18 protein-coding genes and 2 other annotated features are annotated in these 16,173 nt (G+C 40.1%); of the genes, 1 reads left to right on the forward strand and 17 read right to left on the reverse strand.

Annotated elements, in window-relative coordinates:
* Positions 1-153: 153 nt before the first annotated feature.
* The 16 genes from rpmA to MHH87_RS11980 all read right to left on the reverse strand — a co-directional run bounded on the left by rpmA (position 154) and on the right by MHH87_RS11980 (position 14,636).
* A complete protein-coding gene (gene rpmA / locus MHH87_RS11905; protein ID WP_340749523.1) occupies positions 154-453 on the reverse strand; it encodes a 50S ribosomal protein L27 in 300 nt (99 codons plus the stop codon).
* Entirely contained in the window at positions 450-806 is a 357-nt protein-coding gene (locus MHH87_RS11910; protein WP_340749524.1) for a ribosomal-processing cysteine protease Prp, read from the reverse strand. The genes rpmA and MHH87_RS11910 overlap by 4 nt, the downstream gene beginning before the upstream one ends.
* A gap of 19 nt (positions 807-825) precedes the next feature.
* Complete coding sequence (rplU, locus tag MHH87_RS11915) at positions 826-1,134, reverse strand: 50S ribosomal protein L21 (protein ID WP_340749525.1); 309 nt, start codon at positions 1,132-1,134, stop codon at positions 826-828.
* Between the two features lie 14 nt (positions 1,135-1,148).
* Positions 1,149-1,229 (reverse strand) — a sequence feature (ribosomal protein L21 leader region).
* 45 nt (positions 1,230-1,274) lie between these two features.
* A complete protein-coding gene (locus MHH87_RS11920; protein WP_340749526.1) occupies positions 1,275-1,883 on the reverse strand; it encodes a site-2 protease family protein in 609 nt (202 codons plus the stop codon).
* Between the two features lies 1 nt (position 1,884).
* Positions 1,885-2,418: a hypothetical protein gene (locus MHH87_RS11925; protein ID WP_340749527.1), complete on the reverse strand. Its 534-nt coding sequence runs from the start codon at positions 2,416-2,418 to the stop codon at positions 1,885-1,887.
* Positions 2,419-2,611: 193 nt separating this feature from the next.
* The gene (minD, locus tag MHH87_RS11930; RefSeq protein ID WP_340750982.1) at positions 2,612-3,409 is read right to left on the reverse strand and encodes a septum site-determining protein MinD; all 798 of its coding nucleotides are present in this window, start codon (positions 3,407-3,409) and stop codon (positions 2,612-2,614) included.
* Positions 3,410-3,496: 87 nt separating this feature from the next.
* Entirely contained in the window at positions 3,497-4,165 is a 669-nt protein-coding gene (locus MHH87_RS11935) for a septum site-determining protein MinC (RefSeq protein ID WP_340749528.1), read from the reverse strand.
* 30 nt (positions 4,166-4,195) lie between these two features.
* Complete coding sequence (mreD, locus tag MHH87_RS11940; RefSeq protein WP_340749529.1) at positions 4,196-4,723, reverse strand: rod shape-determining protein MreD; 528 nt, start codon at positions 4,721-4,723, stop codon at positions 4,196-4,198.
* Positions 4,723-5,637, reverse strand: a complete 915-nt coding sequence (gene mreC / locus MHH87_RS11945) for a rod shape-determining protein MreC (RefSeq protein WP_340749530.1) — start codon at positions 5,635-5,637, stop codon at positions 4,723-4,725. Before mreC ends, mreD begins: the two co-directional genes overlap by 1 nt.
* 12 nt (positions 5,638-5,649) lie before the next feature.
* Entirely contained in the window at positions 5,650-6,666 is a 1,017-nt protein-coding gene (locus MHH87_RS11950; RefSeq protein WP_340749531.1) for a rod shape-determining protein, read from the reverse strand.
* A gap of 319 nt (positions 6,667-6,985) precedes the next feature.
* On the reverse strand, positions 6,986-7,684 hold the full coding sequence (gene radC, locus MHH87_RS11955) for a RadC family protein (protein ID WP_340749532.1): 699 nt from the start codon (positions 7,682-7,684) through the stop codon (positions 6,986-6,988).
* A 16-nt stretch (positions 7,685-7,700) separates the two neighbouring features.
* Positions 7,701-8,288 (reverse strand): Maf family protein, encoded by a 588-nt coding sequence (locus MHH87_RS11960; RefSeq protein ID WP_340749533.1) that lies wholly within the window; start codon positions 8,286-8,288, stop codon positions 7,701-7,703.
* 94 nt (positions 8,289-8,382) lie between these two features.
* Entirely contained in the window at positions 8,383-8,991 is a 609-nt protein-coding gene (locus MHH87_RS11965; RefSeq protein WP_340749534.1) for a translation initiation factor 2, read from the reverse strand.
* Between the two features lie 131 nt (positions 8,992-9,122).
* Positions 9,123-10,376 carry a bifunctional folylpolyglutamate synthase/dihydrofolate synthase gene (locus MHH87_RS11970; RefSeq protein ID WP_340749535.1) on the reverse strand — a complete coding sequence of 418 codons (1,254 nt, stop codon included), beginning with the start codon at positions 10,374-10,376 and terminating at the stop codon, positions 9,123-9,125.
* Complete coding sequence (locus tag MHH87_RS11975; RefSeq protein ID WP_340749536.1) at positions 10,373-11,659, reverse strand: bifunctional folylpolyglutamate synthase/dihydrofolate synthase; 1,287 nt, start codon at positions 11,657-11,659, stop codon at positions 10,373-10,375. The genes MHH87_RS11970 and MHH87_RS11975 overlap by 4 nt, the downstream gene beginning before the upstream one ends.
* Before the next feature lie 325 nt (positions 11,660-11,984).
* Positions 11,985-14,636, reverse strand: a complete 2,652-nt coding sequence (locus MHH87_RS11980) for a valine--tRNA ligase (protein ID WP_340749537.1) — start codon at positions 14,634-14,636, stop codon at positions 11,985-11,987.
* Positions 14,637-14,697: 61 nt separating this feature from the next.
* Positions 14,698-14,930 (reverse strand) — a binding site (T-box leader).
* Positions 14,931-15,006: 76 nt separating this feature from the next.
* Between MHH87_RS11980 and MHH87_RS11985 the strand changes: the two genes are divergently transcribed.
* Positions 15,007-15,198 (forward strand): hypothetical protein, encoded by a 192-nt coding sequence (locus tag MHH87_RS11985; RefSeq protein ID WP_340749538.1) that lies wholly within the window; start codon positions 15,007-15,009, stop codon positions 15,196-15,198.
* On the opposite strand, the gene MHH87_RS11990 is transcribed toward MHH87_RS11985, so the two are convergent.
* Complete coding sequence (locus tag MHH87_RS11990) at positions 15,175-15,792, reverse strand: hypothetical protein (protein ID WP_340749539.1); 618 nt, start codon at positions 15,790-15,792, stop codon at positions 15,175-15,177. The genes MHH87_RS11985 and MHH87_RS11990 overlap by 24 nt on opposite strands.
* Positions 15,793-16,173: the final 381 nt, after the last annotated feature.

The raw sequence follows: 16,173 nt of genomic DNA on the forward strand, positions 1-16,173 counted from the left end.
CGTGCAATAAATACTATAGAAAATTTCAAGTATTCATACATAGGTAACAACCTAAATCCGCCATACTTTGTGGCAACGGTTGTTTGATCGTCATCACGCCGACCAATACCACATAAAAAGGACTGCAACGAATGCAGTCCTTTAAACTTAAAATTATGCTTCTTGAGCTGTTGGATAAACACTTACTTTTTTCTTGTCGCGACCCATGCGTTCGAATTTAACAACGCCGTCAACTTTAGCGAAAAGTGTGTCATCACCACCACGGCCTACGTTTGTACCTGGGTAAATTTTTGTACCGCGTTGACGGTAAAGAATTGAACCACCAGTAACGAATTGACCATCAGCACGTTTAGCGCCAAGGCGTTTAGACTCAGAGTCACGTCCGTTTTTAGTAGAACCTACTCCCTTTTTAGATGCAAAAAGTTGTAAGTCTAATGCTAATAATAATTTCATTTCGTTCCACCTCCTACTTGTTTGTAGTTGATTTGGATATACTGTCCGTAATTTTGCACCATAGAATACACTTGAGCAGTCATTACTTGGACAATAAATTGTAATTTAGAATCTACAGCTTCCTCAAGATCAGCAGGTAGGTCTACTCGTAAGTAACCGCCACCTTCTGCAGCTTGCTCGATTGCTGGTTCAATATTTAATAACGCGTAGATTGCATTAACAGTACCAATGGCAATTGTTGATGCGCCTGCACATACTAAATCTTTACCAGACTCATCGTACTCTGCATGTCCTGAAAATTCAAAAGCCGATACATGTCTAGTTTCATCATGAACAATCGTTACATTAATCACTTTGTTCACCTCACCTTAATTAAGCGTTGATAGATTCAACAACTAATTTAGTGTATGGTTGACGGTGACCTTGTTTACGACGGTAGTTCTTTTTCGCTTTAAGTTTGAATACAGTAATTTTCTTTTGTTTGCCTTCTTTAACAACTTTCGCTGTTACAGTAGCGCCCTCAACAGTTGGAGCTCCAACTTTTACTGTTTCTCCACCTACGAATAAAACTTTATCAAAAGTTACCACTTCGTCAGCTTCAACACCTAGTTTTTCAACATAGATTTCTTGACCTGCTTCAACTTTGATTTGTTTACCACCAGTTTCGATAATTGCGTACATTAAAATGCACCTCCTCTTAGACTCAGACTCGCCCGGAATTGCAGGTGACCAATCAATCGGTACTTAAAACCTGTTCAGCGCGGTTGTAGTAGCACGGGTGCTACAAACAATAACATTAAAATACTACCACACCGAAACTATCAAGTCAACCTGTTCATTACAACTTTTTGAAATGCTGAACGGTATTTTCGGATTCTCCACTCACCTATTACTTTGCTCCATAAAAAGAGACTTAACACAGCTAGGGACGCAGAGCGTGGTAGCATTAGCAATGTTACTACAACTATTATAGTAAGAAAACAAACTGAAAGCGATAAAAACGTCTCATAAACTTTCGCTTTCGGCCACAATACTAATAGTCCGTTACAAAGAATTTTCCCACCATCTAGCGGCCAAATCGGTAATAAATTTAATAACAATAATATACGCTGAATATTAAATAACGGCTGACCGACTAAAGGTGGTAGTAACAATGTTAGCAGCATCCCTAAAACTGTTGCAAGTGGACCACCTAACGCAATGATGAGCCACTTATAAGGCTCCACTGTCCCTTCATGCTCTACCGTAATTTCTCCTCCGTACGGCATAATAATACAGCGCTTCACCTTTACGTTAACGTATCGAGCCGCGAGTAGATGCCCTATTTCGTGCCACACTAACGACAGAATAATAAAGCTGTATACCGCCAAATTCCCCGTGACCGCAATGCCCATCAATACGACTAAAAACAGTGGATGGATGCGAATCATCTTAATTTGCTCTCAGCCATTCAATTGTTTGCTGTAAATTTAAATGGGCTCCATTTTGCTCAATTTCGATATACAGTTCCCCTTCATCTTTCAAACCAAGCGATGCTCCCTTAGCAACGGATGTATACGGCAGAAGCGACAGTTGGTCCACGAAGCCAAAAGTTACCGTTGTATCATCATTATAAAATACAGAAATTGTCTTTCCCGTATTCTTCGTATGACCTGTAAAAACAACAAGCCCATGTTCATACGCTATGATTGGTACTGTCTCCTCAAAAAACAAAATAAACCCTTTATAATACGGCTTAATCGACACAAACTTAGTAAGATATAAATCGCTTTGATCCTTTGTTACCTCCACAGTTTGTTGCTCACGGTCGAAAACCTCACGCAATGTTGTCCGCATCCATTGTAAATCATTCGAGTTATAGACGACCGATTGGACCATACGATCTACCTTTTCATTTTCTGTATACCGACTGCTGAAAATCGTCACAAAAAGTAAACCGGCTATAAGCCATTTCCATTTTTTCAAGCGACCATCCATTCTTTTTTTCTACTATATGTAACGAGGCAATTTCCGATTCCATTAGAATGACGTATCTCGCCACAAAAGTAGGGGAAGATGAGGTCCTTTATTATGTGGTTGAGAATATTATTATTTCTTAGCCGCAAAAAAAAGCTGAGCAAAAGTGAAAATCCACTTTTAGCTCAGCTCTGTCGTCTATTTACTTAGCAAAAATTGATTTAAATTTAGCTAGCATTCCTTTTGGTTCATCTTCTAAGATCATTAGTGGTACAGATTCACCTAAAATACGGCGCGCAATATTGCGATAACCTAACGAAGCTTTACTATTTGGATTCATGACAATCGGTTCGCCTTTGTTTGAAGAACTAATTACGTCCTCACTATCCACAATAATTCCTAAAAGATCAATTGATAAATGCGTTGTTACTTCTGTAATGTCCATTGAATCACCGCTATTCATTAAGTTTTTACGAATACGGTTAATAATTAGTTTAGGTGGTTCAATATCCTCTTGCTCAAGTAGCCCAATAATACGATCCGCATCACGCACAGCAGAAATTTCTGGTGTGGCTACGACAATCGCACGGTCAGCACCTGCTACTGCGTTACGGAAGCCTTGTTCAATCCCAGCAGGACAATCAATTAATACATAATCAAATTCACGTTTTAATTCGTCTATTAAACTCTTCACTTGCTCTGGTGTGACAGCATTTTTATCCGTCGTTTGAGCAGCAGGCAATAAAAATAGTTTCTCATCAACACGCTTATCTTTTACAAGCGCCTGCTGGATTTTACAGCGTCCTTCAATAACGTCGACAAGATCGTAAATAATACGATTTTCTAGGCCTAAAACAACATCTAAGTTACGTAGACCAATATCAGTATCTACTAAACATACTTTTTTACCTTGAAGAGCCAATGCAGTTCCAAGATTGGCAGTGGTTGTTGTTTTTCCTACTCCACCTTTTCCTGAAGTTATTACGATTGCTTCACCCACATTAGCTTCCTCCTTTTTCTTTGGAGTTGCTACAGGAGTTTGAGAATCTGCTGGCTCTTTTGAGAGTAACGTACTTTCTTCACTCACTTAGCTTCCCCCCTTAAACGTAGTTAGAGATGGTCGAATATTCCTTACTTCCTGTACACGGTCATACCTAATCTTTCCGTTTCGATCTAAATATGCACATAGTTGCTCTGTATGCTCTAGCACAAATCGATGCTCATTTATCATTACTTCTACACAATCAGCAATTAATACATGTGTTGGCTCAAAGTGTGACGCCGTAATAATGGCTTCTTTACTGCCGAAAACACCCGCATGCACAATTCCCTTTAGCTTACCTACAATGTAAATATTTCCACCCGCTTCGACACGACCATTTGGATTGACATCACCAATGATAATAATATCTCCTGTTGCACGAACGATTTGGCCTGATCTGACAATGCCTACATATATATCCGAACGTTGCTCTAATAACCGTTGATTACTTTCATCAACGGTTAATACTTCACTTTGCACTTTCGATACGAGTAAATTACCGTGGCGTTGTACAATTTGGATCAGTTCTGCTTTTTGTTCGAGTGTGCAGTAACGATTGCCTAAATGTACTTGCACATCGATTTTGCCATCAATGCTGCCTTCTGAAACTTTTCTTTCTAGTTCTTCTACTAATTCTGCGTAGGCGCACTGGTCATCTAAGCGAAGTACTAGTCCTTCTTTTGTCCCTTTAATATGGACGAGCTGTTTTTTCATAACAAAAGTGACACCTCACGCTCCATTAATTTAGGAATTATTACGCGCATGCTGCAACACGCGGGCCTGTATTAAATATTTAAATGCCCAGCCAAGCATAATTAAAAATAAAAAGTTTGCTAAAATAGTTGGAATCAGTCGATTAGACAAAAAAGAATCTAATGGCATTGCCGTAAAGTTAATTAAAAAGAAAAACTCATACAATACAAATTCCAACAGCGTCATGAGCATAATTGCAAGTACAGTGGAAAACACTAAATGCGGATGTATTCTTTTAACGCTCCAGCCTGCAATGAAGCAAACGAGCGGATATAAAACAGAATACAGGCCAATAATATCAATATAAAATACATCGTATAATATACCAAACAATAAGCCATATAAAATCGCTCGCTTACGGTTATAGTAAATCGCTATAAAGATTAAATATAAAATTAAAAAGCGAGGTACTAAAATAACTGTGTGCTCATTTATTATAATTGGAGAAAACATCGCAAATTCCGATTCAAGTAAAAACAATAAAACCGCGATCGCTGGAATAAGAATGCGTACGAACATTATTCATCACCTTCAGTTTCTTCAGATGCACCGTTCGTTAAATCGGTATTCGTTCCATCTCCATCTAAACCATCAATTGTAATGGTTTTACGCTTTGCAACAATGACGTTTTCAAGCAATGAAAAGTCCGCTGCAGGTTTTACATAAGCCATTTTTGTTAAACCGAAATCATCCGTCGTTACTTCTGTTACTTCACCTATTAAAATACCTTTCGGAAAAATACCTCCAAGGCCAGAAGACACTACTTTTTCTCCAACTTGAATATTTAAGCTCGAATCGATGCGCTTTAATAGTAATTCGTTACGCTCCTCATCATACCCTTCAATTAATCCATGAATATCTTCTTTTTCTGCTTGAACAATTGCGGATACACGATAATTTTGGTTATTCGTGTAAAGAAGCTCTACTTCAGAAGTGAATGGTGTTACAAGGATAATTTTCCCGATGAGACCGCGAGCAGTCATGACAGCCATATTTTTTTCAACGCCATCAGCTGACCCTTTATTTAAAATAATTTTCTCTTCCCATTGATCAGGGTTTCTCGCAATGACCGTCGCATGAAGTGGACTAAAATCGCTTAAGCTTTCTTCAATGTCGGCCAATTCACGTAATGAAGCATTTTCCGACTCCAAAGTATTCACTTCGGATTGTAAAACTGCAAAGTCTTCTAAACGCATTTTAAGGCGCTTATTTTCTTCATACGTATTTAACAGCGCGTCAATATTGCTAAAAATACCTGTTATGTAGTTCGTTGGCTTCGCTACAATGGATTGTGCAAAGCCAACTGTATCTTTAATAATTTGCTCGGGTAATGTTGCATTATGACGATCACGTAGAGAGAAGCTAATCAATGCCACAAGGAAAATCATGCTGACTAATAGTACGATTAATTTCTTATTTGAGAAATGTGGCATTGCGAGTCCTCCTTACTTCAATTGTTGTGAGCGAATTAAATCGATATTATCTAACGCTTTACCCGTACCAATCGCTACGCAATCCAGTGGATTCTCTGCGATAAATACTGGCATATTTGTTTCGTCACTAATCACTTTATCTAAGTTTCGAAGTAATGCGCCGCCACCTGTTAGAACAATTCCGCGTTCCATAACGTCAGCTGAAAGCTCTGGTGGTGTTTGTTCTAATGTTTTCTTCACGCCGTCTAAAATTGCCGTGATTGTTTCACGTAATGAGGCTGAAATTTCTTCTGCCGTAATTTCAATTGTTTTCGGTAAGCCCGTTAATAGGTCACGTCCACGGATATCCATCGTTTCGTTTACACCTTCTGCACGAGCAGTACCAATTTCTAATTTAATCGCCTCTGCAGTACGCTCACCGATTGTTAAGTTATACGTTTTGCGGATATAAGCAATAATTGAATTATCCATTGCATCCCCACCAACACGAACGGATTCACTAGTTACGATACCACCAAGCGAGATGACTGCAACTTCAGTAGTACCACCACCGATATCAACAACCATCGAACCTGTTGGCTCCCAAACTGGTAAGCTTGCGCCGATTGCAGCCGCAAATGGTTCTTCAATTGTGAATGCTTCTTTTGCACCAGCTTGACGAGATGCATCAATAACTGCGCGTTGCTCTACTGACGTAATGCCGTATGGTACACAAATCATCACATTTGGTTTTTTCCAGTTTGACCCAGAATTTTTCATTGCTTCTTTTAAATAATATTGAATCATCGCTGTTGTAATATCAAAATCTGCAATAACCCCATCTTTCATTGGGCGAATTGCTACGATTGACCCTGGTGTACGACCAATCATATTTTTCGCATCATTACCAACTGCTACGATATCACCTGTTTTAGTGTTTTTTGCTACTACTGAAGGCTCGCGTAAAACGATTCCTTTTCCTTTAACAAATACTAATGTATTCGCTGTGCCAAGATCAATCCCGACATCCTTACTTCCAAATCCAAACAAATTGTGTACTCCCTTTCTATATAAGCGATACTATTATTAATTAGCTGCTTAAAATCATACGCCTTATTATAGCGGATTATATCAAAAAATTATAGTGTCACATGCACCGTAATTCGACTTATGTCGAACAGAATTTTCGATTTACGCCCACTTTTTCTATTGTATTTCTATTTGACGTATGAAACAAATAAAATTATTATGTAAGTTTTTACATTTACGTAACAAACTTAAGACGAGTTGCTGCATAAAAGGTTGCCGCTTGTCATAATTGTCACAAAGAAAAACCGGTAAACGAAAGAAGCCATTTACCGGAATAACTTTAAAAATAACCTTTTTCTTTCATACTAATAAATTGATGATCACCTATGATAACATGATCTAGTAAATCCACACCAATAATTTGTCCAGCCTCAAATAAACGACTGGTCACATCAATATCTTCCGGGCTCGGTGTTGGCACGCCGCTCGGATGATTATGCGCGCAAATAATCGACGCAGCAGAACGTTTCACAGCTTCTCGGAAAATCTCCCTAGGATGCACTATAGAGGCATTTAAACTGCCTACAAAAATCGTCTGCTTATGTAGCACTTGATTTTTGACGTTTAAAAACAGACAGACAAAATGTTCCTGCGTAAGTGACGTCATTTCCGGCATTAAAAACGATGCTGCATCATCCGGCGACCTTATTGTAAAGCGTGAATCAGTCTCTTTTTGTGCTAACCTCCGCCCAAGCTCGATTGCCGCGAGTAGCTGAACCGCCTTCGCTTCACCAATTCCTTTAATAACAACTATTTCCTCTAGTGTAGCATGCTTTAGAGCATGTAATTTTTCGAAATTTGTTAACACTTTGTTAGCTAATGCTAAAACAGATTCCTGCTTTGTACCAGTACGAAGTAAAATGGCGAGTAGTTCCTGATTGGATAAACTTTGTGCACCTTGTCGGATTAATCTTTCCCGAGGACGATCTGCTTCGTGCACATCGCGGATTTTCAATTCTGGAAACGGCGTTACTGTCAATTACATCACTTCCTCTTTAAAGTTTTAGTAGATGTAAAGTAAGCAATGTTTCAACTAATGTGGCAAGTGGTAGGCCAACTACATTATTGTAATCTCCTTCAATTCGGTCTACAAGCAGTGCACCGATCGTTTGAATCCCGTAGCCTCCTGCTTTATCAAAGGGATCACCTGAATGAACATACGCTTCAATTAACGCCGCTGAAACGTCTTTAAAAACGACTGTCGTTTCTTCAACAAAAGTCGTCTCACTGCCGTTCGGTTGAATAATGGCGACCGCCGTCATTACTTGATGGCGATTATTCGCAAGCGTTTTTAGATGCGAAATGGCTTCTTCATGTGATTTTGGCTTATGCAGTAGTTTATTGTTGAAAACAACAATCGTATCAGCACCAATAACGGTTTTAGTTGGACAGTTGACCGCAACGTCCCTCGTCTTCAGCAGTGCTACCTCACGTACATACTCTTGCACGGAATCGGCGCGCACGCTTGTCTCTTCCACATTACTCGTGACGATGTCAAACGGAATGCCAAGCATGGATAGCAATTCCTTTCGTCTCGGTGATGCGGACGCTAATACAAATTGTTCTATTGTTGAAAATTTCATTACCATTCCTCCTCCCTCTAATGATAGCCGAGAGAAGCCGATTTGAAAATTGATCATAAAAATCACAAAATGAGATTTCCGTCGCTTTCCTGCATCAAAATGCTATTTTCAAGCATTCTAATTGCTCGTAATAATGCGTTAAAGCATGCAATCTCGTCACCTTCGTATCCTTCGAAAGCTTCGCCACCTCTGTAATGAGCGACTCCCAGCCTTCAGGTAAGGCTGTCATGTCTTCCGTTTTGTCAAAAGAATTATTTAACCATTTTTCATTTTTTAAAATACTCGGTAATTTTTGCAAAGACGGCTCTGGACAGCTACTAATGAATGTAAAGGACTTGGAGAAGGACGCAGGGACTGTTACCGCAATCGCATCTTCCTTTATACTTGCTATCTTCGACCACACAAAATACTGTCCTTCTACTTCTACAACGGCCGCTTTATTTAGCGTAGGAAAACCTGCCATAAACTCAGTTGCCCCTTCAAACGATGAAAAAACACCGTGCTGTGATGCATAAAAGAGTTCCTTCTCTTCAGTTACACTCACATTGTTTTGCTCATCTACAGGTATTAATTCTCCACTGTCTGTTGCTACTGGAAGTTTAAGTAATACTACAAATAATATGACACCTACTATGCCAGACAGTGTTCCGTACAGCATGGCACGTAAGACTGCACTTTTACGAAGTGAACGGATAAATAGCATTAGCAACACCTCTTTTTACTTACCGTAACAAATTATTGATAAAAAAGGACGAGACTACTGTCGTCTCGTCTTAAAAATTTTTCACTATATTACTCCTATTTTCATGCTAATTCGTCCGTATACACCAATTTTCATCGTACTATTAACTGTTTTCGAATTTCACTTAATAAATAGAGCGAACCCGTAACAATTCGAACTGTACCCTCTGACATTTGTCGATGTAACATTGGAATACAGTCTTGTACAATCTCGGTTTCCTCTGCATTACTGATTGCAAGTATTTGCTGAGCATCCATAGCACGGTCGTTATCAAAATCTACAAACGTAAATTTTCTACCTACCCGTTCGAAAATGCGTAAAACTGCTTCTACATCTTTGTCCGCTAACATTCCGACTAAAAATTCTATTCGTTTATTCGGAAATTGCTGTTCAATTGTACGTACCAGCATTTCTGCACTAGCCGGATTATGCGCCCCGTCGAAATACACATTTGGCAAAACTTCTTCAAACCGGCCCGGTACTTTCGCTGCGGCTACCCCTCGTTTAATTGCTTCCAAATCAATTGCTACCTGCAAGGTATTTGCCACTTCAAAAAAGGCGGTAATCGCAAGTGCCATATTATCTCGTTGATGTGCACCCGGGAGCTGGCGATGAAGTCCTTCAACACGAATGCTCATGTCATCATTTGTATAGCTATCACCATTTGCGGCCGTTTGCGCTTCAAACAGATCACCTAATACTAATAACGTGGCCTTTTTAGCCTTTGCCTCACTCACCATGACCGCCATTGCATGTTGCTGTAAACGCCCGACAACAACAGGTTTACCCTCTTTAATAATTCCCGCTTTATGTCCGGCAATTTCAGCAATCGTCGTACCTAAAAAATTCGTATGCTCTAGTGCGATGCTTGGAATAACGGAAACAATCGGCGTAATGACATTAGTGCTATCTTCGCGTCCACCCATGCCCGCTTCGAGTAACACGATATCTACACGTTCATTTTTAAAATGCAAAAATGCCGCGCATGTCAAAAGCTCAAAGTCCGTCAACTGCCCGCTCAGGCCCGCCTGTTGCATCGTTTGAAAAATACTATTCATTTGCATTGAAGTGATTGGTTGCTCATTAATTTGAATTTGGTCATGCACATCGATTATACACGGAGACATAAATTTCCCTACTGTTAATCCGTGCTGACGTGCGATTTGCTCAATAAATGTTAGCGTAGAGCCTTTGCCATTTGTTCCAGCTAAATGCACAACCGCCAAGTCCTGTTCCGGGTGACCTAATGCCGCTAATGCCTGCTTCATTGAATCCAATCCAGGCTTAATGATGCGTTCACTTGCCACATGCCATTGTTCCTTATAATAATCTAGCATTGGAATCATTTCATCATCTCTCCTTTTCGCAGCAAATAACTGCGTACCTCTGCAATGAAATACAACGATCCCGTAATAATAAGTAGCTCATCTTTTTCAAGCGCCTCAAGTTGCTGCTCCACAAGTTGTTGCCAATTAGGATTTGAGCGTTTTTTTACATGTTTACTTTGCGCTGCTAATTGCTCCGCCTTCGCTGCACGCGGAAGCTCAATTTGCGTAAAGTACATCGCAGTTGCCACATCATCCATTAGTGCAATACTGAGTGCATGATCCTTGTCCTGTAACGCTGCATAAATGAACTTATAACGTTTTTCTGGCTCCGTTTGCTGTAAGGTGTTGATCAGTGCAGTTGTGCCTTCTGAATTATGTGCCCCATCTAAAATAACCTGCTCGCTAAAACGTTCGAAACGTCCCTCCCAGCTTGCAGTAGCAAGTGCTTGGCGAATCGTTGCCTCCGAAATTTCAGGGGCAAAAAGGGTTGCCGCTGTAATGGCTAGTGCTGCATTATGTACTTGATGCCTACCCACCATTTTAAGCGCAAGTTGCTCGTATATTTTATTTTCAAATCGATACGTAAACATTTGTGAATCACCTTGTAACAAATCCGTTACTTGTATTTGTTTATGCAGTACATAAAAAGGCGCTTCTTCTACTTCCGCCTTCGTTTGAATAACAGCACGTGCCTCAACATTTTCAACACCAACAACAACAGGCTTCCCTGCTTTAATAATCCCTGCCTTCTCTGCTGCTATGAGCGCATGTGTATTCCCTAACATATCCGTATGCTCTAAAGAAATCGTCGTAATAATTGAAACTTCTGGAGTTAACACATTCGTCGAATCTAGACGACCGCCAATACCCGTTTCCATAATGGCTACATCAATTTCTTCCTGCGCAAAATGTTGGAAAGCAATAAGCGTCACCATTTCAAAGAAGCTCGGAAACTTTCCGTCAAGTTGCGTATTTACTATATGTGCAATGCGATTTGTATACGTTAAAAACTGCTCATCTGAAATTTGTTGTTTATTTATTGTAATGCGTTCATTTGCACGCTCTAAATGCGGGGATATAAACGCCCCTACTCGTAAGCCGTGCTGCATTAAAATTTCACGCGTAGCATTCAGCGTCGAGCCTTTGCCGTTTGAGCCGGCGATGTGAATAAATTTCGTACCTCGCTCTGGATTACCGAGTGCCTTTAAAATAATCTGCGCTAATTCTAATGGCACTCCATTATACATACTCGCCTTTAATGTAAAAATAAAATCTGTGCACTCCTTCATTGACTGAAACATTCGAAAACACTCCGTTCGTATATAAAAAGATATAATTTCCTAACCACTAGTTGTTGTAATAACTTAGCTTTTTTGGAGAGGTGCATTCACGCTAATCTGACTTTCCGCATGAGCCTTCAAGTGCATGAACACCTCCTCTTCACGTTCAAGCGGCGTGTGATGCATGAATGCGAATAGCACCAATGCAATCTAACAGACCTAACGACTTAGATAGACTCAACTCGACCTAAATAGGGCGAGTTCTTGCCCTTACTTCTGTGGATGAGAAAGGTATATTTTTTCACCCACTAAAAAAATGCCCTAGATATCTAGGGCATTACCATTATTACATATTTTTAAGCTCTGCTAAACGTTTTTCAACTGATGCGAATTTTTCTTCATAATCCGCTAGTTTTTCGCGCTCAACATTAACAAGTGCTTCTGGTGCTTTTGATACGAATTTTTCGTTTGAAAGCTTACCATTTACTAATTTTACTTCTTTCGCCCATTTCTCAAGCTCTTTTTCAAGGCGTGCGATTTCTTCCTCTACGTTAATTAAACCTGCAAGAGGTAAGAATAGTTCTGCTCCTGAAACAACAGCTGACATTGCCTGTGCTGGCGCTTCAATCCCTTCACCTATTGTTAATGTCTCTGGGTTACAGAATTTTTCGATGTATGCTTTATTTGCTTCAAGTACAGCTGCAGTTGCCGCATCTTTTGCTGAAATATATAACGGTACTTTTTTACTCATTGGCGTGTTTACTTCCGCACGGATGTTACGTACTGAACGTATAATATCCATAAGCAGTTGCATATCACCCGCTTCCGCCTTGAAGTTAAAGTCAGGATTTACAGTTGGCCATGCTGCTACTGTAATTGACTCGCCTTGATGTGGTAAGTGTTGCCAAATTTCTTCTGTAATGAATGGCATGAATGGATGTAGTAAACGCATCGTTTGATCAAGTACGTGCGCAAGTACTGAACGAGTTGTTTTCTTAGCCACTTCATCTTCACCGTAAAGTGGAAGCTTCGCCATTTCGATATACCAAGAACAGAAATCATCCCAAATGAAATTATAAAGCTCACGGCCCACTTCACCGAACTCATATTTATCAGCAAGCGTTGTTACGCGGTCAATTGTTTCATTTAAACGAGATAAAATCCATTTATCGGCAGTTGACAAGTCACCAGTTAAATCAATTTCTTCATAAGTCATGCCATCCATGTTCATTAGAGCGAAACGAGATGCATTCCAAATTTTATTCGCAAAGTTCCAAGTAGCTTCTACTTTTTCAGTTGTGTAACGTAAGTCTTGACCTGGAGAAGAACCCGTTGATAAGAAGTAACGTAATGAATCTGCACCGTACTGCTCGATTACTTCCATTGGATCAACACCGTTACCTAGAGACTTAGACATTTTCCGTCCTTCAGCATCACGAACTAAACCGTGGATTAATACGTCTTTGAATGGACGCTCGCCTGTAAACTCAATTCCTTGGAAGATCATACGTGAAACCCAGAAGAAGATGATGTCATAGCCCGTAACAAGTGTGTTCGTTGGGTAGTAGCGTTTGAATAATTCACTTTCTTCGTTTGGCCAGTCCATAGTAGAAAATGGCCATAGTGCAGACGAGAACCATGTATCAAGTACGTCTTCATCTTGTGTCCAATTTTCAGCGTCTGCAGGTGCTTCCTTGCCAACGTAAATTTCACCTGTTTCATTATGATACCAAGCTGGAATTTGGTGACCCCACCATAATTGACGAGAAATACACCAATCACGAATATTTTCCATCCAGCGAGAGTATGTGTTTTCAAAACGAGAAGGAACGAAATTCACTTTACCTTCTTCGTCTTTTTGTAATTCCAGAGAAGCATCTGCAAGTGGTTGCATTTTAACAAACCATTGCGCTGATAGGTATGGCTCAACAACAGCACCTGTACGCTCAGAGTGCCCTACTGAGTGCATATGCTCTTCGATTTTAATTAGGACGCCTGATTCTTGTAAGTCAGCAACGATTTGCTTACGGCATTCAAAACGGTCCATACCATTGTATTTACCAGCAAGCTCATTCATTGTACCGTCTTCATTCATAACTAAAATACGCTCTAAGTTATGACGGTTACCTACTTCAAAGTCATTCGGGTCATGCGCTGGTGTCATTTTTACTACACCTGTTCCAAATTCCATATCTACGTAGTCATCCGCTACGATTGGAATTTCACGGCCTACGATTGGTAGTATTACTGTTTTTCCAATTAGGTGTTGGTAACGCTCGTCATTCGGGTGAACTGCTACACCAGAGTCTCCTAGCATTGTTTCAGGACGCGTCGTTGCAACTTCTAATTTACCTGAACCATCAGCTAGTGGGTATTCCATATGATAAAACGCACCTTGAACATCTTCGTGAATTACTTCAATGTCTGATAAAGCCGTTTTTGCTGCAGGATCCCAGTTAATAATGCGCTCGCCGCGGTAAATTAAACCTTTTTCGTATAATTGAACGAAAACTGTTTTAACGGCATCTGATAAGCCTTGATCTAATGTAAAACGCTCGCGAGAATAGTCAAGTGCTAGTCCAAGTTTAGACCATTGTTCACGAATATGACCTGCATATTCTTCTTTCCATTCCCATGTTTTTTCTAGGAATTTTTCACGACCAAGGTCATAACGAGAAATTCCTTCTTCGCGAAGTTTCGCTTCTACTTTAGCTTGTGTTGCAATACCAGCGTGGTCCATCCCTGGTAACCAAAGAGCATCATACCCCTGCATGCGCTTCATACGGATTAAGATATCTTGTAATGTTGTATCCCACGCATGACCTAAGTGTAATTTCCCTGTTACGTTCGGTGGTGGAATTACGATTGAGTACGGCTTTTTATCGCTTTCTGGCTGTGCTTCAAAAAACTTCCCTTGTAACCACCATTCATAGCGGCCCGCTTCGATTGCTTGCGGATCATATTTTGTTGGCATTGATAAATCTTGATGTTCTGTCATTATAAATTCCTCCTTACAAATATTACCTGATTTTAGGCAAATAAAAACTCCTATCGTCTCTAAAAAGGACGAAGGAGTTTTAAATTATATTCGCGGTACCACCTTTATTCCGAGCACGAAAAGTGGCGCTCAGCTCTTAATTCGGTAACGGTGTTTAACCGGCTTTAGCTACTGTTAGTTCACGAAAGCTGCTCCCAGGCTACATTCAAATGGTTGCGTTGTAGAAACTTTTCAGCTACCGTTTCTTCTCTAAACAAGCAAAATCATTTTACTCTTCCTAATCTTTGCATCAATTATTTAACTGTTCATATTGTATATAACTTAGTCATATTTTTCAAGCGTCAAACCAAATTTAGAAAGGATGTGTATAATGCGCCGAAATTACAATCCGTATTTACTGCCACCTTGGCTCCGTAAAGTGCGTTTTTATTGCAAGCATATCATTATTCCACTTGCAATTTTTCAAGCAATTCGCACGCTTTTTGTTCCGACGACTGGTGACTTTATTTTACTACTCATACTTATTTTCTTTGCGTACTTATTCACGACGGACTTTATTTAGCGTAACATTCAATAAACTATACGCTTCCGCCAGCTCAGCATAAAAATCATCATGGGCATTTGCAACTTTTTCAGGCTCTGGAGCGAGTATTAATTGGCTACTACTCTCAAGGATCGCTAGTTGCTCAGGCAACTGCTCTGTTACATGATTTGACAACTGTTTTACCACCTGCTCTGGTACGATTTCCTCCACTACAGGCTGTCCCTCAAAGCGGCACGCTACTTGCCACTTAAACGTACAGCCTGATCCGTCATAAACAAAAAACGATACATCATTTACGTCTAGCGCGAGTTGATTTGTCTCCATTTTTTCTTTCGGTAAGTCCACCTCAAGCGGGAGCGCATATTCAAAATAACCATCTAAATTATTTACATCTAAATGGTCAATAAATATCCCTTCACCTGGATGTACCTCCTTCGTTGGATCAAAACGCACACTTGCCGCAATATGATAAATGCCTGTTAGCCGAACGGACTCTTCTAACTGTTGTTGCTCCCATTGCGGCGTTATTTGAACCGAAACTACTTCTTCAATCGCACCTAGCTGTAACGGAAAATCAAACTGTTCTACCATTTCCCAGGCAATTTTTTTCATAGTCTTCCCTCCTGTATTAACCTTATGCAGGAGGGAAGAAATTATGAGTAATTTAGAAAGACACATCGATTCCATATGAATAATAGAGCCATTTCGCCCACGGTTTTTAACAAGGTATAACGCATGTTCCGCCTCTTTGTAGCTATTTATAAATTGATTAACAATGAACAAAAGCGCTAAAGCGCCTGCTTAGCCCCGACAAGTGCTGGAGAGCCCGAAGTGAAGGCGCTCTCTTTGCCTTCGCCCGAGGGATAGAAGCGACCTCGAGGGGCAGGCGCTTTAGCCTAGACGTTGCATATACTTTTTTAAAAGTTGTCCACATGGCGAAATTTTATAATTTCCTTAACAATAAAAAAGACACAACTCGCCCAAAAGCGGGCG

It is taken from the genome of Solibacillus sp. FSL H8-0538 (genome assembly GCF_038003525.1).
In the GTDB taxonomy this organism is placed as follows: Bacteria; Bacillota; Bacilli; order Bacillales_A; family Planococcaceae; genus JBBOPI01.